Origin of the sequence: Arthrobacter flavus (assembly GCF_039526005.1) — a bacterium.
Classification (GTDB): Bacteria; Actinomycetota; Actinomycetes; order Actinomycetales; family Micrococcaceae; genus Arthrobacter_D; species Arthrobacter_D flavus.
The window spans coordinates 13,093-36,559 of the sequence record NZ_BAAAIJ010000001.1 but is presented as its reverse complement, the minus strand read 5'-3'; the positions used below and the strand labels follow the sequence as shown (position 1 = coordinate 36,559).

Annotated in this window: 22 protein-coding genes; 14 read left to right on the top strand and 8 right to left on the bottom strand. The window is 64.5% G+C overall.

What is annotated here, in order from left to right; all coding sequences use genetic code 11:
• Positions 1-3: 3 nt before the first annotated feature.
• Positions 4-738 (top strand): tyrosine-protein phosphatase, encoded by a 735-nt coding sequence (locus tag ABD059_RS00185; protein ID WP_343876980.1) that lies wholly within the window; start codon positions 4-6, stop codon positions 736-738.
• On the opposite strand, the gene ABD059_RS00180 is transcribed toward ABD059_RS00185, so the two are convergent.
• The 3 genes from ABD059_RS00180 to ABD059_RS00170 are packed head-to-tail and all read right to left on the bottom strand — an operon-like array spanning position 732 to position 3,569.
• Positions 732-1,733: a thioesterase domain-containing protein gene (locus ABD059_RS00180; RefSeq protein ID WP_343876978.1), complete on the bottom strand. Its 1,002-nt coding sequence runs from the start codon at positions 1,731-1,733 to the stop codon at positions 732-734. The genes ABD059_RS00185 and ABD059_RS00180 overlap by 7 nt on opposite strands.
• A 14-nt stretch (positions 1,734-1,747) precedes the next feature.
• Complete coding sequence (gene pyrE / locus ABD059_RS00175) at positions 1,748-2,311, bottom strand: orotate phosphoribosyltransferase (protein ID WP_343876977.1); 564 nt, start codon at positions 2,309-2,311, stop codon at positions 1,748-1,750.
• Positions 2,312-2,321: 10 nt separating this feature from the next.
• Entirely contained in the window at positions 2,322-3,569 is a 1,248-nt protein-coding gene (locus tag ABD059_RS00170) for an ROK family transcriptional regulator (RefSeq protein ID WP_343876976.1), read from the bottom strand.
• Positions 3,570-3,685: 116 nt separating this feature from the next.
• Here ABD059_RS00170 and ABD059_RS00165 point away from each other — a divergent pair, with 116 nt between their 5' ends.
• The 12 genes from ABD059_RS00165 to ABD059_RS00110 all read left to right on the top strand — a co-directional run bounded on the left by ABD059_RS00165 (position 3,686) and on the right by ABD059_RS00110 (position 16,154).
• A complete protein-coding gene (locus ABD059_RS00165) occupies positions 3,686-5,218 on the top strand; it encodes a sugar ABC transporter ATP-binding protein (protein ID WP_343876975.1) in 1,533 nt (510 codons plus the stop codon).
• Positions 5,215-6,237 carry an ABC transporter permease gene (locus ABD059_RS00160; RefSeq protein WP_343876974.1) on the top strand — a complete coding sequence of 341 codons (1,023 nt, stop codon included), beginning with the start codon at positions 5,215-5,217 and terminating at the stop codon, positions 6,235-6,237. Before ABD059_RS00165 ends, ABD059_RS00160 begins: the two co-directional genes overlap by 4 nt.
• Positions 6,234-7,340 (top strand): ABC transporter permease, encoded by a 1,107-nt coding sequence (locus ABD059_RS00155; protein WP_343876973.1) that lies wholly within the window; start codon positions 6,234-6,236, stop codon positions 7,338-7,340. Before ABD059_RS00160 ends, ABD059_RS00155 begins: the two co-directional genes overlap by 4 nt.
• Positions 7,340-8,578, top strand: a complete 1,239-nt coding sequence (locus tag ABD059_RS00150) for a substrate-binding domain-containing protein (protein WP_343876971.1) — start codon at positions 7,340-7,342, stop codon at positions 8,576-8,578. Before ABD059_RS00155 ends, ABD059_RS00150 begins: the two co-directional genes overlap by 1 nt.
• Positions 8,579-8,619: 41 nt before the next feature.
• Positions 8,620-9,519 (top strand): sugar phosphate isomerase/epimerase family protein, encoded by a 900-nt coding sequence (locus ABD059_RS00145; protein WP_343876970.1) that lies wholly within the window; start codon positions 8,620-8,622, stop codon positions 9,517-9,519.
• On the top strand, positions 9,516-10,676 hold the full coding sequence (locus tag ABD059_RS00140) for a Gfo/Idh/MocA family protein (protein ID WP_343876969.1): 1,161 nt from the start codon (positions 9,516-9,518) through the stop codon (positions 10,674-10,676). Before ABD059_RS00145 ends, ABD059_RS00140 begins: the two co-directional genes overlap by 4 nt.
• Before the next feature lie 27 nt (positions 10,677-10,703).
• Complete coding sequence (locus ABD059_RS00135; RefSeq protein ID WP_343876968.1) at positions 10,704-11,441, top strand: sugar phosphate isomerase/epimerase family protein; 738 nt, start codon at positions 10,704-10,706, stop codon at positions 11,439-11,441.
• Entirely contained in the window at positions 11,438-12,541 is a 1,104-nt protein-coding gene (locus tag ABD059_RS00130; protein WP_343876966.1) for a Gfo/Idh/MocA family protein, read from the top strand. The genes ABD059_RS00135 and ABD059_RS00130 overlap by 4 nt, the downstream gene beginning before the upstream one ends.
• A gap of 8 nt (positions 12,542-12,549) precedes the next feature.
• Positions 12,550-13,548 (top strand): sugar phosphate isomerase/epimerase family protein, encoded by a 999-nt coding sequence (locus ABD059_RS00125; protein WP_343876965.1) that lies wholly within the window; start codon positions 12,550-12,552, stop codon positions 13,546-13,548.
• 94 nt (positions 13,549-13,642) lie between these two features.
• Positions 13,643-14,467: an ammonia-dependent NAD(+) synthetase gene (nadE, locus tag ABD059_RS00120; protein ID WP_343876963.1), complete on the top strand. Its 825-nt coding sequence runs from the start codon at positions 13,643-13,645 to the stop codon at positions 14,465-14,467.
• Between the two features lie 28 nt (positions 14,468-14,495).
• Positions 14,496-15,296: an exodeoxyribonuclease III gene (locus ABD059_RS00115; protein ID WP_343876962.1), complete on the top strand. Its 801-nt coding sequence runs from the start codon at positions 14,496-14,498 to the stop codon at positions 15,294-15,296.
• Positions 15,297-15,299: 3 nt separating this feature from the next.
• On the top strand, positions 15,300-16,154 hold the full coding sequence (locus ABD059_RS00110) for a DUF8083 family protein (RefSeq protein ID WP_343876961.1): 855 nt from the start codon (positions 15,300-15,302) through the stop codon (positions 16,152-16,154).
• Positions 16,155-16,272: 118 nt separating this feature from the next.
• On the opposite strand, the gene ABD059_RS00105 is transcribed toward ABD059_RS00110, so the two are convergent.
• The 5 genes from ABD059_RS00105 to ABD059_RS00085 all read right to left on the bottom strand — a co-directional run bounded on the left by ABD059_RS00105 (position 16,273) and on the right by ABD059_RS00085 (position 21,549).
• Positions 16,273-17,004 carry an alanine--tRNA ligase-related protein gene (locus ABD059_RS00105; protein WP_343876959.1) on the bottom strand — a complete coding sequence of 244 codons (732 nt, stop codon included), beginning with the start codon at positions 17,002-17,004 and terminating at the stop codon, positions 16,273-16,275.
• A gap of 97 nt (positions 17,005-17,101) precedes the next feature.
• Complete coding sequence (locus ABD059_RS00100) at positions 17,102-18,124, bottom strand: LacI family DNA-binding transcriptional regulator (protein ID WP_343876957.1); 1,023 nt, start codon at positions 18,122-18,124, stop codon at positions 17,102-17,104.
• Between the two features lie 6 nt (positions 18,125-18,130).
• Positions 18,131-19,093, bottom strand: coding sequence for a carbohydrate ABC transporter permease (locus ABD059_RS00095; protein ID WP_343876956.1), 963 nt, complete (start codon positions 19,091-19,093; stop codon positions 18,131-18,133).
• Complete coding sequence (locus ABD059_RS00090; RefSeq protein WP_343876955.1) at positions 19,090-20,055, bottom strand: carbohydrate ABC transporter permease; 966 nt, start codon at positions 20,053-20,055, stop codon at positions 19,090-19,092. Before ABD059_RS00090 ends, ABD059_RS00095 begins: the two co-directional genes overlap by 4 nt.
• 138 nt (positions 20,056-20,193) lie before the next feature.
• A complete protein-coding gene (locus ABD059_RS00085; protein WP_343876954.1) occupies positions 20,194-21,549 on the bottom strand; it encodes an ABC transporter substrate-binding protein in 1,356 nt (451 codons plus the stop codon).
• A gap of 188 nt (positions 21,550-21,737) precedes the next feature.
• On the opposite strand from ABD059_RS00085, the gene ABD059_RS00080 reads away from it, so the two are divergent.
• Complete coding sequence (locus ABD059_RS00080; protein WP_343876952.1) at positions 21,738-23,465, top strand: glycoside hydrolase family 13 protein; 1,728 nt, start codon at positions 21,738-21,740, stop codon at positions 23,463-23,465.
• Positions 23,466-23,467: the final 2 nt, after the last annotated feature.

Here is a 23,467-nt window from a genome sequence, read left to right as displayed (position 1 = left end):
GCCATGGCGGGAATCCTGAACCTGCGCGACATCGCTGAGCTCACCGCCTCCGATCCCCGGGCGCCCGCGCCCGGCCGGGTGTTCCGTTCCAGCCAGCCCTTTGGCTGGAATCTCGACGCAACGATGGAGTTCCTTACCGGTCAGGGCATCGAAACAATCGTCGACCTGCGTAGCGAACGTGAAGCAGGGATGCTGCCCTGGCTGGTCGCCGCGGACGCCGGGATCGACGTCGTCGCCGCGCCGCTCGATCCCTCCGAGGCCAACCCCGCATCGACAATGAGCTTATTGACCGCCGAGGATCTGGGGAATTACTACGTCGGTTGGTTGCACAGCCGCCCGGGGATGGTGGTCAGCGCCCTCGAACCGATCGTGGCGGGCCGGACCACTCTGGTGCACTGTGCAGCGGGTAAGGACCGGACGGGCGTGATCACCGCCGTCGTCCTCCTGGTTGCCGGGGTGTCCGATGAGCTGATCATCCAGGACTACGCCCACACCACGGGTGCCCTGCCCGAAATACTGCCAGCGCTGGCGACCCTCTGGCAGGGGAACGCACCATCCGGTGCGGAACGGCTGTCATTCGAGAACCCGCCGGTAATCCTCACCTCCCCGGCCGCGGCCATGGCCACGTTCATCGACGGGTTGCGGCGCGAGTTCGGGACCGTTGACGCTTTCCTGGCGGGAGCCGGGATGGACCGCCACGATCTGGCGCGGCTACGGAATACGCTCAGGGGTCAGTAGGCTGTTCGCAGTGATCCGCCACGTGGAAGTGGCAGGAACTCGTCCTGCAGCGCCACCACAATGCTTTGGTAAATCAAGGGGTTCCACTGTGGGCTCGCGTGGGCTGGAAGCGCGCCGTCGGTGACATAGTCGGCAGACACCAGGTTGTCCGGGAACGCTTCAGCCCATCCCGGCCGGGTCGTCGTGTAGTTGACCGTGCCGTCATTGGGGTTGCCGATGAAGGCAATCTGGGTATCCCCCAGGGTGCCCTGAAACCGGGTGACGTTGTAGTGGTAGATGTACGAGGACTGGGACTGGATCAGCAAACTCGACGGCGCCAGCGGCGACAGTTGCTCGAGGGTCTGGTTCACGACCTGCTGCCAGCTGCGTTCGTTCTTGTTGACGATCCGCTCTCCCAGCTCGTATCCACCCCTCAACACGGTGGGCACCCGGTATCCGGCGTCGTAGAGACGCACCACGCCCTCAAACACTGCCTGGTCCAGCACATCGGCGCGGGAGTGCGGGCTGGAGTCGAGGATGATCAGCTTCACGTTGATCCCCAACCCGCGCAACTGCGACGCCACCTCGATGGCCACCATTCCACCAAAACTGTGCCCATAGAAGTAGAGAGTTTCCACCTGGAAGATCCGGACATAGCGGTTCAGCGCGGCAACAATATTGGTGATGTCCAGCCCACGGTTCGAGTACCCCATGACCGAAATCTGGCCGCGCTGGCCGAGGGCTGGTCGCAGGGAGTTGGCGATCCAGCCGCCCTCTTCCCAACTCGTTTTGTACCCGGGGAAGATGATCCACCGGGCTCGCGGGAACCGCCGTGCCGCCTCCTCATCCTCAACCGGGAGGAGCTGCAGTTCCTCCCGCTCCTCCTGGATCCGCCGGGTCAGGAACAGGTCGGCGGCGAGGGTGAGCCCTAATCCGGAGCCGACCAGAAAAGAGCGGCGGGACATGCCTTTAATCCCGTGCGCATAGCGAAGCAGCCGTTCGGCGTCCTCAGTCATGGGTAGTCGGGGCGCTACCCCAGGCCAAGCTCGTCTTTGCCGAAGGCGTACAGGTACGGCACCCCTGCCTCAGACTCGATGCGTTCCTTCGACCCGGTGTCCCGGTCAACGATCACCGCCACTGCCTGCACCATGCCGCCAGCCCGCCGGACACCTTCAACAGCGGTCAACGCTGACCCGCCGGTGGTTGAGGTGTCTTCGAGCACGACGACGGGCCGGCCCGCAATGTCCGGGCCTTCCACCTGGCGGGCCATGCCGTGAGTCTTCTGGGTTTTGCGCACCACGAACGCGTCAATGCCACGGTTGTCGCGGGCCGCGGCGTGCATCACGGCGGTGGCCACCGGGTCGGCACCCATGGTCAGGCCGCCGGCACTCTCGAAGGCGATTCCGGCGTCGTCGAGCAACTCCAGCATGACCTGCCCCACCAGCTGGGACGCTTCGTGGTGCAGGGTGACCCGGCGAAGGTCGATGTAATAGTCGGCTTCCTTGCCGCTGGACAGCGTCACTTTCTCGTGCACGATGGCCAGTTCCTGGATCAGTTCACGCAGGCGGACGCGGGCGGTGCTCTCGACGGTCATAGTTGCAATCCTAGTGTCTTTCACTGCCGGACCTGCGAGGTCCCTCTGAGGGGGCGCCCAGGCTCGCGGTCTCGATCGATTCCGGCGACAGAACGTGGGAAATGGCCATCACTGAGGCACCCCGGACGCCGGCATTCTGCCCGGCCACCGATGGCACAATCCGCAGGTGCTCGGTGGCCAAAGGCAGGGAGCGCCGGTAGACCACCTCACGGATCCCGGCCAGCAGGTGCTCGCCCGCCTGTGCCAGGCTCCCGCCGATCACCACCACCGACGGGTTGATCAGGTTCACGCAGGTGGCCAGTACATCGCCGATGTCGCGGCCGGCCTGGCGGATCACCTGGATGGCGTCGCGGTCGCCCGAACGCACCAGATCGATCACCCCCTGGGTGGCGGTCAGGTCACCCCCGGTACGTGCGTTCAACGCTGCCGCGAGCGCGGGCCCGCCAGCCAGTGCTTCGAGGCACCCCGTATTCCCGCAGCGGCACGGAATCTCCCCACCGCGCGGGACCCGGACGTGGCCGAGGTCCCCGGCCGTGCCCTGCGCACCGCGCTGCAGCATTGAACCTGAAATGATCCCGGCGCCGATCCCGGTGGCCACCTTGATGAACATCAGATCGGTGGTGTCCGGCCAGTTGCCGCTCAGCTCGCCCAGGGCCATGATGTTGACGTCATTGTCCACGAGCACCGGCACGTTGAAACTGCGTTGCACTAACCCCGGCACATCGAACCGGTCCCAGCCCGGCATGATCGGAGGGTTGATGGGCCGACCCGTCTCGTGTTCCACCGGCCCGGGCAACCCAATGCCGATCGCTGCCAGTTCGGTACTGGTCCGCTTCGCCTCCCGCAGCAGCTCACCGATCGTTGCGACCAGCCAGCCCAGCACTGCCTCTGGTCCGTCGGAGATGGTCATGGACTGGCGCGCGCTGGCCAGTTCCGTTCCGGAGAGGTCAGTCAGGATCACCAGGGCGTGGGTGGCGCCCAGATCAGCGCCAATCACCACCCGTGCCCCGGGGTTGAGGGCGAACAACGACGGCGGCCTGCCTCCGGTCGACACGGCACCCCCGTACGGAGCAACCAGCCCGAGGGTCATCAGGGTATCCACCCGCGAGGCGACCGTTGACCGAGCCAGCCCAGTGAGTTGCGCCAGTTCAGCCCGGGTCCGCGGCTGTCCGTCGCGGAGGAGCTGAAATACCTCGCTGGCTCCCGGAGCAGGTAACGCCGAGGTTCGGGCCTGCTTTTCGGACTCAATCTTCACCACAGTTTCAGTAAACCATGCGGAACTTCGGCCTGTCTCACTATCCACTAACTTATGTACAACGTCCTACTTTTGAATGATGCTCGACAAAAGTATGAGTTTTATGTCACAGTGGGCTCGTGGATAACGATGTCTTCCCCTCAGACTCTCGGGACAGCGCCTCAACGGTGCTAACTGTCACCGGACTGTCCAAGAGTTTCTTTGGCGTCGAGGTGCTGAAAGATGTTTCCCTAGCCTTGCGCGCCGGTGAAGTCCACGGGTTGGTCGGAGAGAACGGTGCCGGAAAATCCACACTGATGAAGGTGCTGGCCGGGGTCCACCACCGGGATGCGGGCACTATCGAACTGTCCGGAACCGTGGTCAACTTCACTCATCCCACCCAGGCCCACGAGGCCGGGATCTCCACCGTCTTCCAGGAATTCAATTTGCTCCCCGACCGCACCGTCGCCGAGAACATCTACCTGGGACGGGAACCGCGGCGCGGGATCCTGGTGAACAAGAAGGCCATGCTGGATCGCACAGCTGAGCTGCTGGGCCAACTGGGCATCACCAGCATCCAACCCTCCACCCCCGTGAGCAACCTGTCGGTCGCCCAGCAGCAGATCGTCGAAATCGCGAAGGCCGTCAGCTATAACGCCCGCATCATCTCGATGGATGAGCCCACCGCTGCCCTCGCCGGCCCGGAAGTGGAACTGCTGTACGGGATCATCCAGCGGTTGAAGGAACGCGGCGTCGCTATCCTCTATGTGTCGCACCGGCTCAAGGAAATCTTCGACCTTTGCGACACGATCACTGTCCTGAAGGACGGGGAAGTGGTCGGATCCGAGTCGGCGTCGGCCCTGGATGATGCGTCGCTGGTGCGCCTGATGGTCGGCCGGCCCATCTCGGCCTACTTCCCCGGGGCCGAACCCGGCACCACCATCGGGGAGCCGCTACTGGAAGTAACCGACGGCGGCAACGAACAGCTCGATTCGATCAACCTGACGCTGCGGACCGGCGAAATTGTGGGCATCGCCGGACTTCAGGGGTCGGGGCGCACCGAATTGGTGGAAGCCGTTTTCGGCGCCGCCCCCTTCACCCGGGGCACGATGAGGCTCGCAGGGCAGCCCTACACCGCGAAAAGCACCCGCGCAGCAATCCAGCACCGGATTGCCCTGATCACTGAGGACCGCAAAACACAGGGCCTGAGCTTGAACCAGTCGATTCTCGACAACGCCCTCAGCGTGATCCGCTCCGTGTTCCCGGGCCGCACCAGTCAGGCCCGGCAGGACGCCCCCGGCGTGTTTTCTTCCCTGGAAGTGATCGCCCGGGACCTCGACCAGGAGGTCCAGTACCTCTCGGGCGGAAACCAGCAGAAGGTGGTGCTGGCCAAGTGGCTGGCCATCGCCCCCCAGCTGGTGCTGCTGGATGAGCCGACCCGCGGCATCGACGTCGGAGCGAAAGTGGCGGTCTACAACCTGATGCGGGCGCTGGCTGCCGACGGGAAAGCGATCCTGATGGTCTCCAGTGAACTGCCCGAAGTACTCGGCATGTCCGACCGGGTACTGGTGATGCGGGATGGCCTCATCGCCGGCGAGCTGTCCCCGCAGTCGACCGAGGAAGAAGTTCTGCAGCTGGCCACCGGCGCACGGACCGAGGAGGCCCCGTCATGAACCGACTATCGAGACTCACGTCAACCCACATCGTGTACCTGGTGGTGCTGTTGACCATCATCGTTGGCACCGTGCTCGTCGGGTCGGTGGGCCGGAGCTTCTTCAGCACCGGCAACATCTCGGACATCCTCACCGGGACCAGCGTCCTCGGATTCATTGCCATCGGGCAGACCCTGGTCATCCTGGTGGGAAGCCTCGACCTTTCGGTACCCTACGTAATCAGCCTGTCCAGCCTGATCGCCGCCGGGATCATGGCCAATCAGGGCGCCAATGTGCTTCCCGGGGTGCTCGCCGCGCTCGCCGTCTCAGCCTTGATCGGGTTGGCCAACGGCCTGGTGGTGTCGGGCCTGAAAGTGCATGGGTTCATTGCCACCCTCGGCATGGGCCTGATCATCAGCGGCTACCTGGCCACCAACTATCAGGGCAGCTCCGGCCAGGCACCCCTGTCCTTCCGGCTGATCGGGGCCACCGGGCTGGGGCCCATCCCGATCTCCACCCTGATCATGCTTGCCACTGCAGGCCTGGTCCTGTTGATGCTGAACCGCACCCGCGTAGGCCACCACATCTACGCTGTGGGCGGGGACCTGGGCGTCGCCCGGATGTCGGGGATCAGAACCCGCACCCCCATCATCACCGCGCACATCCTGTGTTCGGTGATGGCTGGACTGGCCGGGCTGCTCCTGGCCGCACGGCTCGGCGTCGGAAGCCCCACCATCGGCTCGCAGGGCGGCTACGACCTGCTCTCCATCGCCGCCGTCGTCCTCGGCGGCACCCTGCTCGCTGGCGGCAAAGGCTCGCTGATCGGCACCCTCGGCGGCGTCCTGATCTTCGCGATGCTGGACAACATCATGAGCGTCATGCAGATCAACCCCTTCCTCAAGGATGTGGTGCGCGGGCTGGTGATCGTGATCGCCGTCGCCGTCTACGCCCGCCGCACCGTGATTACCCGCCCGCCGCGCTTCGACAAGTCCCACTCCCCCAAGTCCCGCCCCGCCACGGCGCATGAGGTGTCCGCATGAGCATCGGCGAGAACGCGCAGGGCACCCGGAACGAGGTGCTCTCACGCAACCGGTCCTCGGCCGGGGACCGCCTGCTGCGTGCCCTACGGACCCCCAGCGGCGGAGTGTTCATCCTGCTGATCGCGTTGCTGATCGCCGTGATCGCCGCCAACCCATCCTTCGGCGAGCCGGGCTCCCTGATCCGTTTCATCGGCCGGACCGCTCCGATCGCCATCGCGGCCATTGGGCAGTACTTCGTCATCGTCTCCGGCGAGTTCGACCTGTCCATGGGTTCCGTGGTCACCGCGCAGGTGTTTATCGCGGGCAACCTGATTGGCGACGACGACGCCCGGGTGATCCCGGTCCTGGTGCTGATGCTCGTGTTCGGCGCCTTCATCGGCCTGATCAACGGCCTGGTGACCACGCTGCTCAAGGTTCCCAGCTTCATCGTGACGCTCGGCATGATGCTCGCACTGCTCGGTCTGGTGTTGTATTCGACCGGCGGCGCCGCGACCGGGAACCCGGCCGACAGCTTCCGGCAGATTGGTCGCGGCGGTATCCGGGATGTTCCCGTGCTGGAGATCATCCCCTACCCGGTGATCATCTTCCTGGTCACCGCGGCGGCAGCGCTGTGGTTGATGCGCCGCCCGTATGGTCGCACCCTGATCGCCGTCGGCGACAATTCACGCGCTGCAGCACTGACCGGCGCCCGCGTCTGGTGGGTCAAGACCCGGGCGTTCATGTTGTCGTCACTGTCCGCGACGGTGGCCGGCATCATCCTGGTCGGCTACGCCGGCGTCCACCCGTCGGTGGGTCGAGGCTACGAGTTTACCGCCATTACCGCCGTCGTCCTCGGCGGAGTGGTCCTGGGCGGGGGCCGTGGCTGGGTCCTGTCCGCCGCGGCGGGAGCCTTCGCCCTCGAAACCCTGTTCACCCTGCTGAACTTCCTCGGCGTCGAATCCACCTGGCGGGACACCGTCCAGGGCATCATCATCATTGTCGCCGTCGCCGCGGCAACCCAGACCTGGCAGCGGAAACGCCGCGGCACCAGCTCCAAGGCCCAGGAACCGACACACCCCATCGCTGAACCGCCCACCGTGGGCACCAATGAGAGAGGAATATGATGCGACGAAGCATCCTGACAAAGGTCACGGTGGTAGCAGCCACATCGCTGCTCGCCCTGACCGCCTGCACCACCGATTCATCCATTGAAGACCCGCCTACGGAAGACACCACGGCAGCCGCCGAAGAAACCGCGCCCGCCGCTGAGGAGACCAGCAGTGATGAGTGGTTCGTCCAGGAGGTGTACGACGACCAGTTCGAGCAGCGTTCCGCCACCTTCGAAGGTGATCCGGAGCAGCCCTGGCTGCAGTACATCGACGGGGAAATGACCGATACCGCCGAGTACGCGGCGGATGGCGCCCAGAAGGCCTGCTTCGCCAACGCCTCAATTTCCAACCCGTGGCGGCAGACCGGCTGGATCACCATGAATGAGCAGCTGAAAGCGCTGCAGGATTCAGGGGTGATCTCCGAGATGGAAACCCGCGACGCGCAGGATGACGACAACACGCAGATCGCTGACATCGACTACTTCATCGCTGAAGGCAACTGCGACGCCTTCATCATCTCCCCCAACTCGACGGCAGCCATGACGCCGGCCGTCGAGCGGGCCTGCGAGACCGGGAAACCAGTGGTGGTCTTTGACCGTGGAGTGGAAACGGATTGCGCCGTCACGTTCATCCATCCCATCGGCGGGTTCGCCTGGGGGATCGACACCGCTGAGTTCCTGAGCGAACGGCTCGAGGAAGGCGACAAGGTGGTTGCCCTGCGCATCCTTCCTGGCGTCGACGTCCTCGAACAGCGCTGGGCTGCTGCCGAGCGGATCTTCGAGGAGAACGGCATCGAAGCTGTCGACTACTTCACCGGTGCCGATCCCACGGAGATCAAGGACATCCTGGCTGACGAGCTGGCCACCGGCGACGTGCAGGGCATCTGGATGGACGCCGGGGACGGCGCCGTCGCGGCAATCGAGGCTTTCGAGGACGCCGGCGCCGACCTCCCGGTCATGACCGGCGAGGACGAGATGAGCTTCCTGCGTAAGTGGGAGGAAACGGGCATTGATGCGCTCGCCCCGGTCTACTCCAACTTCCAATGGCGCACCCCGCTGCTGGCCCTGGAACAGATCTTCGCTGGCGAGGAAGTCCCCGCCGAATGGATCCTTCCCCAGACCCCAATCACTGAGGAAGAACGCGGCGAATTCCTAACCGCCAACGAGGGAATGCCTGATGGTCACTACGCCAAGTTCGGCGGCGAGGACATGGAAGGCTATCCCGAGGTCTGGCAGGAACGCCAGATTCCGTAACCCGCTCAACCACCAGCAGCAACGCGAAAGGAGGCAGGACCGTGGCGAGCGTCTTTGAGCGACCCCTCGGCGTCAACACCTGGGTATGGACTTCACCCCTGACTGACGCCAGCCTGCCTCCTTTGCTGGAATCCATCGCCGCCATGGGGTTCGACGCCGTCGAACTCCCCCTGGAGAACATTGGCGACTTCACCGCAGCCACCGTCAACGAGTCACTCGGCGGCCTGCAGCCCTACCTGGTCGGTGCGATGGCACCTGGCCGCGACCTGGTCCTGGCCGAAGCCTCGACCATCCTTGAGACCCAGCGGTACCTCAGCGCCTGCATCCAACTGGCGCACGATATTGGTGCCCCGTCAGTATGCGGTCCGTTCTACTCGTCCACCGGCCGGCTGTGGCGGATGGACGACGACGAACGTCGCGCCGCCTACGGGCAGTTGCGTCACAACCTTGCACCGCTCGCCGACGAAGCAACCGGCGCCGGCGTCACCCTCGGGATCGAACCCCTCAACCGGTATGAGACATCACTGATCAACACGGTTGCCCAGGGCCTTGACGCTCTGGGCCCCCTGCTGGGTCCCGGGGTCGGACTGGCCCTCGACACCTACCACCTGAACATCGAGGAGCGGTCGTCCGCTGCCGCGATCATCAGCGCCGGAGAACACCTGGTGCACGTCCAGGTCTGCGGCAACGACCGTGGCGCCCCCGGTGGCGACCAGACCGACTGGGCCGGCATCCTCGAAGCCCTCGACACGGTCGGCTACGAGGGTCCGCTGAATATTGAAAGTTTCACCTCGCACAACGCCAGCATCGCCACCGCCGCCTCCATCTGGCGGCCCCTCGCCGAGTCCCAGGACCGGCTAGCCCATGACGGCCTCGCCTTCCTGCGCTCGATCACGCCGCCCAGGACCGCTACGCCCCTGCTTCAAGGAGACCATTCATGACCACCCCCGCCCCGGCAGCAGCTGCCGTGCCCGGCACGCTCGGGGTGGCCGTCGTCGGCTACTCCTTCATGGGAAAGGCGCACTCGAACGCCTGGCGCAACGTGAACGCCTTTTATCCGACTCCCCGTGTCACCCAGCAGCTCCTGGTGGGCCGGGACGCCACTCAGGTCGACGACGCCGCCGCCCGATTCGGCTGGGCCGAAAGCTCCACCGACTGGCGGGAAATGCTGGAGCGCGACGACATCCACATTGTGGACATCTGCGCCCCCGGCCATCTGCACGCCGAACTGGCGATCGCCGCGTTGGAGGCAGACAAACACGTCATCGTCGAGAAGCCGCTCGCCAACTCGGTTGCCGAAGCCGAGCTGATGGTCGCCGCGGCTGTGGCCGCGCGGTCCCGCGGGGTCCAGTCGATGGTCGGCTTCAACTACCGACGACTGCCCGCGCTTGCCCTGGCGCGGACCTTGATTTCTGACGGGCGTGTGGGGGACGTCCGTCAGATTCGCGTGAGTTACCTGCAGGATTGGCTAGCGGATGAGCGGGCCGCCATGAGCTGGCGTTTGCGCAAGGCATCGGCTGGTTCCGGTGCGCTGGGCGACCTGGCCTCGCATGCAGTTGATCAGGTGGCCTTCCTGCTCGGTGACCCGGTGGCGAGCGTGTCCGGCACGGTCAATACGTTCGTAACGGAGCGTCCCGGCCCGGCCGGACTCGAACAGGTGACCGTCGACGACGCCGCCTGGGCCACCCTGCGACTCGCCTCCGGGGCGGTCGCCAGCCTTGAAGTCTCGCGGTTCGCGACGGGGCGCAAGAACTCGCTGCAGATTGAGATCTACGGTTCCCGGGGAGGGCTGCGCTTCGACCTGGAGCACCTGAACGAGTTGCAGTACTTCGACAGTGGCACACCGGCAGAGTTGCAGGGGTACAGCAAAATACTGGTCACCGAGCCATCCCACCCGTACCTTGGAGCTTGGTGGCCCGCCGGGCACACCCTCGGCTGGGACCACACCTTCACCAGCCAGGCAGCCGACTTCCTCACAGCGATCGACTCGGGGACCCCCACGTCGCCGTCGTTCGAGGACGGACTGGCAACCCAGCGGGTACTGGCCGCGGTGGAGGCCAGTGCCGCCCAGGCGGGCACCGCCGTCGCACCCGCCTGAGACGATCTATTGCACGCAGGAGAACCCATGGAACTGTCCGTCCAGCTTTACACCGTCCGCGACGCCCTCGAAGCCGACCTCGATGGCACCATCGACCGGATCGCGGCGATGGGTTTCACCAACGTCGAGCCGTACAACTTCGCCGCGGATCCGGCCCCGCTGGCTGCAGCCCTGAAACGGAACCATCTTTCGGCACCCTCCGGGCACGCCCCCTTGCTGTCAGCCGACCAGACGAAGATCTTCGAGGCGGCCCGCATCCTCGGGATGCGCACCGTGATCGATCCTTATGTGCACCCCGACCGTTGGACATCGGTTGCCGACATCGCCGCTACGGCCGCCCAGCTCAATGAGGCCGCGACTCTCGCCGCGGAGTATGGGTTGCGCGTGGGTTACCACAACCACTGGTTCGAGGTAGAGACCGATTTTGCTGGCCGCACTGGCCTTGAAGTACTGGCCGAAAACCTGCATCAGTCGGTGGTCCTGGAAGTGGACACCTATTGGGTGGCGGTCGGCGGGCAGGACCCGGCAGCTCTGCTGGGACGCCTCGGCGAGCGGGTCCGGCTCATCCACATCAAGGACGGCGCAGTCGACCAGGACAATAAATCCCAGGTGGCAGTTGGTGCCGGGCGGATGGATATTGCAGGGGTCCTGGCTGCGTCGTCGACAGTCGAAACAGCAGTGGTCGAACTCGATGACAGCACCGGGGACCTGTTCACGGCCCTGGAGGACAGCCGCCGGTTCCTCCTTGCCCGGGCCGGCGCATGAGAGGCCCGGTTGGTGTCGGCGTGATCGGCGCAGGGGTAATCAGCAAGGAATACCTGACCAACCTCACCGCTTTCCCCGACCTCCACGTTCACATCGTCGCCGACCTCTCTGAGGATGCCGCGCGTGCCCGCGCCGCCGAGTTCGGCGTGGCAGCGGCGGGCGGGGTCGACGCTGCCCTGTCTCACCCGGACGTGGAAATCATCGTCAACCTGACGACCCCCGCCGCCCACGTCCCGGTGGCCCTTGCGGCCGTCGCGGCCGGCAAGCATGTCTGGTCAGAGAAGCCGTTCTCCCTCGACCGCGCCTCCGGAGCAGAGCTACTGGCCGCGGCCGAAGCAGCGGGAGTCCGGCTGGGATGCGCCCCCGACACCTTCCTCGGCGCGGGCCTCCAGACCGGGCTGCGCACCATCCGGCGCGGCGATATCGGCACACCGTTGACCGCCCTCACCCTGATGCAGTCCCCGGGCCCGGAATCATGGCATCCCAACCCGGCCTTCCTGTTCCAGGCGGGGGCCGGGCCCCTGTTCGACATCGGCCCCTACTACCTGGCCACCCTGGTACAGGCGTTCGGGTCCATCCGGCGGGTCGCGGCCCTCGGGTCCCGCGCGCGGGACACCCGGGTCATCGGCTCGGGACCGAAGGCCGGTGAATCGTTTGGGGTGTCGGTGCCCACCCATGTCAGCGCCCTGGCAGAGTTCGACGGCGGCCGGTCGTCGCAGAGCATCTTCAGTTTTGACTCCCCCAGGCCCCGAACTGGTTTCGTCGAAATCACCGGGACCGAGGCCACCATCGCTTTCCCCGACCCGAACGAGTTCCACGGGGACGTCCGGTTGCACCGGCACGGTGCCGACGATTGGGAGACCATACCCGCCGTCGGGTCGGTATTCGGCCGCGGTTCAGGCGTGCTGGAGATGGCGCGGGCTATCCGGGCCGGCGTACCGCACCGTGCACAGGGCTCAACCGGTTTTCACATCCTCGATGCAATGGTGGCGATTGCCGATTCAGTCGACACCGGAGCATTCGTTCCGGTGACCAGTTCCGCCGCGGCGTTCGACCCCCTACCCGAAGACTGGGACCCAGCCCAGCTCACCCTTTCCTAGGAGCACCCATGCCACGCAACTACACCCTGTTCACCGGCCAGTGGGCCGACCTTCCCTTCGAGGAGGTGGCGCGCCTGGCGGGCGAGTGGGGCTACGACGGACTGGAGATCGCCGTCTCCGGGGACCATCTGGATGCGTGGCGCTGGGACGACGATGAGTACATCGCTGGCCGGCTCGCCATCCTGGAACGCAACGGGCTGAAGGTGTGGGCCATCTCCAACCACCTCAAGGGTCAGGCCGTGTGCGACGACCCGATCGATTTCAGGCACCAGGCCATCGTCGGACCAAGGGTCTGGGGCGACGGGGAGCCCGACGGCGTCAGGGCACGCGCCTCCGAGGAAATGCAGCACACCGCACGGCTAGCCCAGAAGCTCGGGGTGAAAACGGTGGTGGGATTCACCGGTTCGTCGATCTGGCAGTACGTCGCCATGTTCCCGCCCGTGTCCCAGGCTGTGATCGACGCCGGGTATCAGGACTTTGCGGACCGCTGGAACCCCATCCTCGACGTGTTCGACGAGTGCGGAGTCCGGTTTGCCCACGAGGTGCACCCGTCGGAGATCGCCTACGACTACTGGTCCACCCAGCGGGCACTTGAGGCCATCGGGCACCGGCCGGCCTTCGGCTTGAACTGGGACCCCAGCCATTTCCTGTGGCAGCAGATCGACCCAGTGGCGTTCATCTCCGACTTCGCCGACCGGATCTACCACGTCGACTGCAAGGACACGAAGATGCGGATGGGCGGCGGCCGTAACGGCATCCTGTCCTCGCACCTGCCGTGGGGCGATCCCCGGCGCGGCTGGGACTTCGTGTCAACGGGCCGCGGTGATGTGCCGTGGGAAGACAGTTTCAGGGCCCTGACCAGCATCGGCTACGACGGGCCCATCTCAGTGGAGTGGGAGGACGCCGGGATGGACCGGCTGCAGGGTGCACCCGAAGCCCTGGCCTTCCTGAAGCAGTTCAACTTCGGGCCCTCGGGCGCCTCCTTCGACGCTGCCTTCAAGCAGTAGCGGGCCCCTGCCCCGAGCCCCTGGGGGCGGGGCCTAAGGTGGCCGTGTGATTTGCCGTAACGCACCGGAAACGCCACCGTAGTAGCCTTTCCACATGCGCGAAAACCAAGCCAGCATCATCGAGGAAATGGGCGTGCAGCCCACCATCGACCCTGCCGCGGAAATCCGGGCTCGAGTCACTTTTCTGAAGGACTACCTCAAGGCCACCGGGACCAACGGGTTTGTTCTCGGGATCAGCGGCGGAGTGGACTCTTCCCTGTCCGGCAGGCTCGCCCAGCTGGCCGTGACCGAACTGGCCGACGAAGGAATTGCGGCGGACTTCATCGCCGTCCGTCTCCCCTACCGGGAACAGCAGGACGAGGATGACGCACAGGCGGCCCTGGAGTTTATTCAGCCGAAAAGCCAGCGCACCTTCAACGTCGCTGCAGCTGTTGACGGGTTCGAAGCGGAGTATGCCAGTGCCACGGGTGAGGTCATCTCCGACTTCACCAAGGGAAACATCAAGGCCCGGGCGCGGATGATTGCCCAGTACGCGCTCGCCGGACAGCACAATCTCCTGGTGATTGGCACCGACCACGGAGCAGAATCGGTTACCGGCTTCTTCACCAAGTACGGCGACGGCGGAGCCGACATCCTCCCGCTGTTTGGGCTCAACAAGCGCCAGAACCGGGAACTACTCAAGGAACTCGGAGCACCGCCCCAGATTTACACCAAGGTGCCGACAGCTGACCTACTGGATCATCAGCCCGGCCGCACCGACGAACATGAACTGGGAATCACCTACGACCAGATTGACGACTATCTGGAAGGCAGGGAGGTCGAGGAGTCTGCGGCACTCGCGATCGAGCGCCGGCACACCATGACCCGCCACAAACGCACCGTCCCTGTGACCATCCTGGACACCTGGTGGCGGGGCTGACGCCCAGGACATTGGTAACGTGTTCCCTGTGAAGATTGCCACCTGGAACGTCAATTCCCTCCGAGCCCGCGCGGACCGCGTCGAAGCCTGGCTAGACCGCTCCGACGTCGATGTCCTCGCCATTCAAGAGACCAAATGCAAGGACGAGAACTTCCCCTGGGATCTGTTCGAAGCCAACGGCTACGAGGTAGCCCACTTTGGTCTGAGCCAGTGGAATGGCGTCGCGATCGCCTCCCGGGTGGGGCTCGACGACGTCGAACGCACCTTCGAGGGTCAGCCCCTCTTCGGGAAGGACGCCGAACCGATCCAGGAAGCCCGCGCGATCGGTGCCACCTGTGGCGGTGTGCGGGTCTGGAGCCTGTATGTCCCCAACGGACGGTCCCTCGACGACCCCCATATGCAGTACAAGATTGATTGGCTCGACACCCTGAGGGCCAAAGCCCTCGGCTGGATCGAAGCCGACCCGACGGCGCAGATCGCCCTGACCGGAGACTGGAACATCGCCCCCCAGGATGAGGACGTCTGGGATATCGACCTGTTCCAGCGGGAGGGCTACACCCACGTCAGCCCGGCCGAGCGCGCCGCCTTTCACGCGTTCGAAAACTCAGGCTTCACCGACGTCGCCCGCCCCCACACCCCGGGCCCCGGCGTCTACACGTACTGGGATTACAAGCAGCTGAGCTTCCCCAAGAAAATGGGCATGCGGATTGACTTCGTGCTGGCATCTCCGGCGCTTGCGGAGCGAGTGACCGGCGCGTCGATCGACCGGGAGGAACGCAAGGGTAAGGGCGCCTCGGACCATGCACCGGTCATTGTGGAGCTGGGGTAGCTGATGGCGGCCATCGGTCCGGCCGCCACGGGCCACACCTTCCCCTACGTGTCGTTTCTCAGGGTCTTCGAACCGCTTGAGGCGTTCAGCGACGCCCAGCAACTGGTGATCCTGGAGCAGCGGTCGCGCGACCGCAAGGACACCGAGGGGATTGAGCGCAACAACTCGCTGCAGCGGATCCTCCGCCAGGTCTCGGATCCGTTCCCACACCATGGGGCAGACCTCGTCCGGGTCCTTCATTTCCCGGGCGCTAACGGTGTCACCGCACAGTACTATTGCCCGAATCAGCTGGCGGTACGCACCTCGCTGGCGGCCGAGTCGCTGGGCCAGACGATTCGCGGTCCGCTGGTGGATGTGCTGCTGCCCGAGGCGGCAACCGACGCGCACCAAGCGCGACTCGATCCCGAAACCGTCGCCGAGACCACCGCCAAGCTCCACACCCGGTCAGCCACCTGGGGGGTTCCGTTCTCCTGGTTTGTCCTGATCCATGAGGACGATCTCACCGAGGTGATTGAGGACGGTGGCAAGGTCCGCACCGTGCGGGTGACTGCGGCGGTGCACGAGTGCATCGAGCGGGCCAAGCACGCGATGGCGTCACTGGCGATCGCGGCGCCGGAACTGGACCTGCTCGATGACCTGACAGACATTATCGAATGGCTCCAGTTGTTCCGCCTCGACGCGGTGGTGGAACTGGATTACGGCCCGGTCGCCGACCTGGTGTTCCCGGACGAGTCCCCCATGGACGTCAGGATGGGCATCGAATGCCTGTCCGAAGGTGACATGACCGGCGCCGCTGCGTCGTATCGCCGGCTGGCCTCCCGCTGGATCCCGATCCGGCAGTTGGCCCGCGCCAACTAGCCGCCACCTAACCCAGTTCCGGTGAGGAACCTGGACATCGGTGGCCAACATCTTCCCCTCCGATGTCCAGCTTGACGCGTCCGGTCCAGGTTGCTCACCAGAGAGGACGACGACGGCGCTAGTTGATCCCCTCCACGGCGTAGGACACCTTGGTGACGCCCTTCTTGGATTTGATCTTGGTGATGGTCAGGGTTCCGATGTCGCTGACGACCCGGACATGGGTGCCACCACAGGGGACACCGAAGTCATCGCTGTACAGCACGATCCGCGCTGGCTTGTTGGTCGGAATGTTGTCCGGAACGTTGCGGCAGTAGGCGCCCATCTCCGATACCGGCATGAACCGGATGTCGTTGGTGCTTCCGGCGCCAATCACCTCGTGAACAGCCACCTGGATCCGGCCACGGGCCGCTTCGCCATCCTCCGGCGTCAGCGCAGCGGTGTACTCGACGAAGGACATGTGGGGATAGTGGGCGCCCTTGCCGGGGACCCAGGGCAGGCCCAGCCGTTCAACCGCGAGGTCCACCACATGACCGGCCGAGTGCAGGCGGGTGTTGATTTCCCGCCGGGTCGCGTCGACCGCCAACGACACTTCGTCCCCGACGGCGATCGGCCCGGTCCCGAGGTGGTGGACCACGCCCTCGGGGTCCAACCGGACCTCGTCCACTGTGAACTCCCCGGTAGCTCCCCTGATCGCACCGGTGTCCCAGTCCTGGCCACCGCCGCGGGGGTAGAAGCAGGTCCGGTCCAGGACGACGTCGGTGCGGCCGTCGTCGTCGACGCTGACCGACTGCACGCGCGCGGCGCCGGTCAACACATCGAAGTCACTCAGGTACATCAGTTCGGTAGCCATCCGCCGAGTCTATCGACCCGGTTGCCCACCGAATCGCAGCATCCAGTGCAGTGTCAGGTATCTGCCCAGTGAAACCTTGGTTCACTGGGCAGACAGGTCACTTAGCGGGCAGGGAGTGCGGCGGCGCGGTTGATGTCCTGATGATCAGCTCGTGCGGCCGGGGGCCCGGGGCAGCAACGGGTGCGCCCCCCTCGAGCTCCGCAAGCAAGAGATCGGCTGCGTACGCCCCCTGCTCCTCGGGGCTCTGCCGGATGGTCGTCAGGTTCAGCGGGTCAGCGAATTCGTGGTCGTCGATTCCCACCACCGACAGCTCCCCGGGGATGCTGATCCCCAGGTCAGCGGCGGCGCTGATCACGCCGAACGCCATCTCATCCGAGGAGCAAAACACCGCCGTTGGCCGATCAGCCGGATCCCGTAGGAGGGTGAACGCCGCCTCCTTTCCGCGTTTGAAACGGAAATCCCCGAACACTGACCACTCCGGTCGGACGGGCAGCCCATGCCGGGCCATCGTGGAAAGATAGGACTCCTCGCGGATTCGGGGCACCTCGAACTCGATGCCAAATGACCCGCCGCCCCGCAGGTGAGCGATGTCCTTGTGCCCCAGGGCAATCAGGTGCTCGACGGCGTCCCGGGCCGCGGCGTCGTCGTCAATTCCCACATGACGGACCCCCCGGACGGATCCGCCCACCACGAGGGTGGGCGAATCCACGGCCTGCAGTGATTGCAGTTCGTCATCCGTCAGCTCCATACACATCACGAGGAGCGCGTCGATGCGTTTGCGCAGGATGGACCGGTGGAACACACGTTGCCGGTTGACTCCCGACCCGCCCAGGTTGAACACCACCAGGTCGTATCCGGCCGCGCGAAGCTGGCGGTCCACGCCCTCCAGGACTGCTGAGAAGTACCAGCGGTCAATCTGCGGCAGTAGCACTCCCATCGCCATGGTCCGGCCCGATGCCAGGCCGGACGCCGACGACGACGGCACGTAGCCGAGCTCCTCTGCGGCGCATTGCACCCGCAACCGGGTGCCAGCGGAAACACCTGAGAGTCCCCGGAGCGCCCGCGAAACGGTCGCCGTTGACACGCCGATTGATTTGGCGACGTCGTCAATGCTGGTCATCACGGTTCATCCCTTGAGTCCACCCGCCAACAGACCCCGAACGAAGTAGCGCTGCAGGCCGAAGAAAACCAGCAGCGGAACGATCATCGACACGAAGGCACCAGCGGTGAGCCTGTGCCATTCGCCGCCACGCGTGCCGGTGAGTTCCGCCAACCGCTGGGTGATCGGGGCGACGTCGGGCGTGCCACCGGAGAAGACCAGCGCGACCAGGAGGTCATTCCAGACCCACAGGAATTGGAAGATGGCGTAGGAGGCGAGCGCCGGAACTGACAGCGGGATGATGATGCGCCAGAAAATGGTGGCGTGACCCGCGCCGTCCACCCGGGCCGCCTCGATCACTTCGCCGGGTATCTCAGCAATGAAGTTGTGGAGCAGGAAGATGGCCAGGGGGAGGGCGAAAATTGAGTGCGCTATCCACAGTTGGGCATAGGATCCTGACGGGAGTAACTGGAAATCGCCGATCTGAAGGTTCACGAACAGGCTCAGCAGCGGGATCAACGCCATCTGGAGGGGAATGATCTGGAGGGCGAAGATGAACACGAACATCGTGTCTTTGCCCCTGAATTTTCCCCAGGCGAACATGTATGCCGCCATGGCGGCGATCACGAGCGGGATGATTGTGGCGGGAATGACGATTGCCAGCGAGTTCACGAAGTACTGGCCGAGGTTCGGCGACTGGCTCCCCCCGGATACCAGCACATCCACGTAGTTATCGGCCGTGAACTCACGGTCCCCGAAGACGTTCCACCAGCCGTTGCGCTGGATATTCTCCTCAGGTCTGAAGGAGGAGATCAGCAGGCCCAGGGTGGGGATCGTCCACACGGTTGCAATGATGATCGCCGCGATGGTTGCGCCCCGCGAGGTGAGCTTCTGCTTGACCCGGCGGGTGATGGGTGGCTGCGCCCCGGCCGGAGTCTCCCCGGGCTGGGCTGATGCGGGAACTGGGGGAATGGTCGGCGTCGAGCTCATCGGATCTGCCTCTGCTGCTTGAGAACGCGTGCGTTGTATACGACCACCGGGAGCACCATGAGGAACAGCACGAGTGCCAGCGCCGCACCGCGGCCCGGTTCATTGGCCCTGAAAGCCTGGGTGTACATTTCGTTGGCGATTACCGAGGTGTCGTAGTTACCCGCGGTCATGGTGCGGACAATGTCGAAGACCTTCAACGTGATGATGGTAATCGTGGTGATGACCACGACCAGCGCCCCTCGAATGGAGGGAATGGTGATGTCGCGGAACTGTTGCCATGCTGACGCGCCATCCAGTCGGGCAGCCTCAACGATCTCCATGGGAATGCCCTTGATGGCGGCCGAGAGAATCACCATCGCAAAGCCAACCTGGATCCAGACCATCACGGCGATCATGAAAAAGGTATTGCCGGGTGCGTCGAGGAGGAACTGCTGAGGTTCGCCACCAAACCACACCAGAATCTGGTTCAGCAGACCGATTTGTTCCTGCTCTGGACCCTTGTAGGCGTACACGAAGCGCCAGATGACGCCGGCGCCCACCATTGAAATGGCCATTGGCATGAAGACCAGCGCCTTCAGGGTCCGCTCGCCCCTGGCCTTGTCGATGAAGACGGCGTACACCAGCCCAATACCGGAGGCCAGAAGGGGCACCAGGATGACCCAGAGCACCGTATTGCGGAGGGTGATCAGCGCAGTGGGTTCGGTGAACATCCACACGAAGTTCTCAATACCGTTGAGGTTTCCATCGCGGTCGGTGAACGCCAGCAGGGACGTCTGGACGGCGGGCCAGATCATCCCGACGACAAGTAGGATCGCCGCCGGGGCGAGGAAACCAATGACTGTCGCTTTGTCCCGGAACGACTTGGGTGCCCGATCAACGATGAGCATGATTAATCCGATAATGGCGGCGAAAATGGCCAGAGCCACCACCACCTGCAGGAACTTATTGCCAAGATCCTCCATTGCGCAGCCTCCTTGGTGCGATAAAGGGTGATGCAAAATGCGCTTTTGCGGACGGCACGGTACCAGGTACGGTGCGGAAAATGTCAGGACAAGTCCGGCGTTCCTCGTTGACGAAGGAACGCCGGACTGGCTCTTGAACTACTGCGGCCAGGAGCTTTCGATGGTGTCGAGGACCTCTTCGGTCTCCGAGCCGTTGATCCACTCCACGATGCCGCTCCAGAAGGAGTTGGCACCAACAGCGCCCGGCATCAGGTCGGACGCGTCAAAGCGGAAGACGGTGTCCTCGTTTTGCAGCAGTTCGATGGACTGGCGATCCAGGTCGGACGTTGCAACCGATGGGTCAAGCGCCAGGTTGGCACTGATTCCGCTGCCCTGGGACACCCTGGCATTGGCAAACTCGCCGCTGGCCATGAACGACTGGAAGGCGACAACCTCTTCACGGTCTGCATAGGCAGCGATAATCTCGCCACCACCGGTGATTGCTCCGCCGCCGGCCTCAACGCCGGGTGTCATGAACGCCCACACGTCGCCGTCTTCGGATATCTCGGTGCCTTCGGGCCAGTTCGCAGCCTGGAACGATGCCTGGTGGTGCATAGCGCAAGCTCCGTCGAGGACTGGCTGTCCTGCATCAGCGAACGGGGTGGAAAGAATCGACCGTACATCTCCAATTCCGCCATTGACGTACTCCTCGTTCTTCAGGATCTCCCCCACCGCGTCGAAGGCTTCAGCGATTTGTGGATCGTTGAACGGAATCTCGTGGTTCACCCACTGGTCGTAGACCTCCGGACCCGCCTGGCGCAGCACGTAGTCCTCCACCCAGTCGGTCCCGGGCCAACCCGTCGCTTCGCCGGACTCAAAACCAGCACACCACGGTTTCATGGTGCCGTCGGCCGCGATGTCCTCGGTGAGTGTCATCATCTCGTCGAGGGTCTCAGGGATCTCCCACCCCATGTCGGTGAAGACCGTGGGGTCGTACCAGACGTAACCCTTGATATTGGCGAGCATTGGCGCACCATAGAAGACGTCGTCGACAGTCCCGTATCCCTTCCAGTCCTCGGTCCAGTTCTCATCAACCAGCGCCTCGACCTCGGCCGGCGCGGGCAGGACATTGCCGCCCGCGACCTCAGCAGCCAGCAGCCCGGGCTGCGGGAAGATGGCGATGTCTGGGGGGTTTCCTGCCTGCGAGCGGACCCCGATCTGCGTCTCAAACTCCTTCGAACCCTCGTACACCACTTCAACTCCAGTGCACTCGGAAAAATCTGCCCAGGAATTCTCGAGCAGTTCCGCCTCAGTGTCCACAATGGTGGAGTAGACGCTGACCTCGGCGTCCTCGAAGGTGCCGTAGCTCTCGTAGGCCGCGCAGTCGGCTGCGGGCTCGTCGCCGCCTCCGCCTCCGTCGTCCCCGGACCCGCTGCCGCAGGCGGAGAGGCCCAGTGTCAGTACGCTCAGTGCCGCGATGGGCAGCAGCGTTTTCTTGGTGCGAAATGTCGCCATGAATAGACTCCTTTGTCTGGCGGTGGCAGCCTAAAAACCCGCCCCGCCTCAGCGTTTGGTAAAATGAATGTAAGCGCTTACGTATTTCAGGACAATACCTGTGCCAGATGTCACAGTGTTTGATGCCAAATCGTGACGTACACCTCAGCGCCCCCTTCCTCCACTCCCGATTTCTTCAAGGAGAGTTAATGACTGCCTCTGCACCCGCTGTCAGCCGCTCGACCGATACTCCAGCAACCGTCAGCCCATGGTGGGCGGACGCGGTGATCTACCAGATCTATCCCCGTTCCTTCGCGGACGGCAATGCTGATGGCATGGGGGACCTGCCGGGAGTGAGGAGCCGCCTCCCCTACCTGCGCAAGCTCGGAGTGGATGCCATCTGGCTCTCACCGTTCTATGTCTCCCCGCAAGCGGACGCCGGATACGACGTCGCCGATTACCGGGACGTTGACCCGTTGTTCGGCACTCTCGACGACTTCGACTCGATGCTCACTGAGGCCCACGAGTCCGGCATGAAAGTGATCGTCGATCTGGTCCCGAACCACACCTCCGACGAACACGAATGGTTCAAATCCGCCAAGCATGCGGCCATCGATTCGCCGGAACGCGACCGGTACATCTTCCGGGACGGAAAGGGCGACCACGGGGAACTGCCGCCCAACAACTGGCAGTCCATCTTCGGTGGCAACGCCTGGACGAGGCTGGAGGACGGCCAGTGGTACTTACACCTCTTCGACACCAAGCAGCCGGACCTGAACTGGGACAACCCTGAGGTGCGCGCGGAAATGGTCTCTGTGCTGCGCTTCTGGCTGGACCGTGGGGTGGACGGGTTCCGCATCGACGTCGCTCACGGCATGGTCAAGGCTGAAGGCCTGCCGGACTGGGCGGAGCAGACCCACATGATCGACGGCGGGAACTCGGACAAATCCGATGCAGCTCTCAATCAGACCCCGCCCTACTTCGATCAGCCGGGCGTGCACGAGATTTACCGTGAATGGAACAGGGTTCTGGCCCAGTACGACGGCGATCGCATGCTGGTCGCCGAAGCCTGGGTGGAACCCGCGGAACGGCTGTTCCGCTATGTCCGTCACGATGAAATGCAGCAGGCGTTCAACTTTGATTTCCTGCTGGCGGGCTGGGACGCTGCCCAGTTGACGGAGAGCATCACCGAGTCGCTGACCGAGGCGGGGAAGGTGGGGGCGCCAAGCACCTGGGTGATGTCCAACCACGACACGGTCCGCCACACCAGCCGGTTCGGCCTTCAGGATCCCACCCAGTTCCCGAAGGGTCTCGGAACTGACCACGAGCAGCCTGACGAGGCGTTGGGGCTCTCCCGTGGCCGCGCGGCAGCGCTGGTCATGCTGGGCCTCCCCGGTTCTGCCTACATCTACCAGGGGGACGAACTCGGGCTTCCCGAGCATACGACCCTTCCCGACGGCGTCCGCGAGGATCCAACCTTCGCCCGGACCAACGGCACGGAGATCGGCCGCGATGGCTGCCGGGTTCCGTTGCCCTGGATTGCGGAGGCTCCCGGCTTCGGCTTCGGAATGTACGACGCCGTGAGCGCGCCGGGCGCCGCCCCCTGGCTCCCGCAACCGACCAGCTTCGCCGGCTACGCGGCCGACACCCAGGTAGATGTTTCGGGCTCCACCTACGAGCTGTACCGGGATGCGCTGGCCCTGCGCCGTGGCCATGAGCTGGGTCGTGGGACCCTGGAATGGACCCCGCTGAACAGCCCGCAGGAGGGTGTCCTCTCCTACCGCAACGGGGTTGTCCTGGTCCTTGCCAACATGGGGGCCGCGACAATCGAGTTGCCCCATGACCACCGGGTTGTCCTGGCCAGCGACGGGCCAGCGGTCGACGACGGGCGTCTCACCACCAACGCGTCCGTGTGGCTCGTTCCCCTAGGTTCCTGATG

Excerpts from the sequence above, each read along its gene's own strand:
- ABD059_RS00185 (WP_343876980.1), top strand. The coding sequence starts at position 4 with ATGGCGGGAATCCTGAACCTGCGCGACATCGCTGAGCTCACCGCCTCC.
- ABD059_RS00180 (WP_343876978.1), bottom strand. The coding sequence starts at position 1,733 with ATGACTGAGGACGCCGAACGGCTGCTTCGCTATGCGCACGGGATTAAA.
- pyrE (WP_343876977.1), bottom strand. The coding sequence starts at position 2,311 with ATGACCGTCGAGAGCACCGCCCGCGTCCGCCTGCGTGAACTGATCCAG.
- ABD059_RS00160 (WP_343876974.1), top strand. The coding sequence starts at position 5,215 with ATGAACCGACTATCGAGACTCACGTCAACCCACATCGTGTACCTGGTG.
- ABD059_RS00155 (WP_343876973.1), top strand. The coding sequence starts at position 6,234 with ATGAGCATCGGCGAGAACGCGCAGGGCACCCGGAACGAGGTGCTCTCA.
- ABD059_RS00150 (WP_343876971.1), top strand. The coding sequence starts at position 7,340 with ATGCGACGAAGCATCCTGACAAAGGTCACGGTGGTAGCAGCCACATCG.
- ABD059_RS00140 (WP_343876969.1), top strand. The coding sequence starts at position 9,516 with ATGACCACCCCCGCCCCGGCAGCAGCTGCCGTGCCCGGCACGCTCGGG.
- ABD059_RS00135 (WP_343876968.1), top strand. The coding sequence starts at position 10,704 with ATGGAACTGTCCGTCCAGCTTTACACCGTCCGCGACGCCCTCGAAGCC.
- ABD059_RS00130 (WP_343876966.1), top strand. The coding sequence starts at position 11,438 with ATGAGAGGCCCGGTTGGTGTCGGCGTGATCGGCGCAGGGGTAATCAGC.
- ABD059_RS00125 (WP_343876965.1), top strand. The coding sequence starts at position 12,550 with ATGCCACGCAACTACACCCTGTTCACCGGCCAGTGGGCCGACCTTCCC.
- nadE (WP_343876963.1), top strand. The coding sequence starts at position 13,643 with ATGCGCGAAAACCAAGCCAGCATCATCGAGGAAATGGGCGTGCAGCCC.
- ABD059_RS00110 (WP_343876961.1), top strand. The coding sequence starts at position 15,300 with ATGGCGGCCATCGGTCCGGCCGCCACGGGCCACACCTTCCCCTACGTG.
- ABD059_RS00105 (WP_343876959.1), bottom strand. The coding sequence starts at position 17,004 with ATGGCTACCGAACTGATGTACCTGAGTGACTTCGATGTGTTGACCGGC.
- ABD059_RS00100 (WP_343876957.1), bottom strand. The coding sequence starts at position 18,124 with ATGACCAGCATTGACGACGTCGCCAAATCAATCGGCGTGTCAACGGCG.
- ABD059_RS00095 (WP_343876956.1), bottom strand. The coding sequence starts at position 19,093 with ATGAGCTCGACGCCGACCATTCCCCCAGTTCCCGCATCAGCCCAGCCC.
- ABD059_RS00090 (WP_343876955.1), bottom strand. The coding sequence starts at position 20,055 with ATGGAGGATCTTGGCAATAAGTTCCTGCAGGTGGTGGTGGCTCTGGCC.
- ABD059_RS00085 (WP_343876954.1), bottom strand. The coding sequence starts at position 21,549 with ATGGCGACATTTCGCACCAAGAAAACGCTGCTGCCCATCGCGGCACTG.
- ABD059_RS00080 (WP_343876952.1), top strand. The coding sequence starts at position 21,738 with ATGACTGCCTCTGCACCCGCTGTCAGCCGCTCGACCGATACTCCAGCA.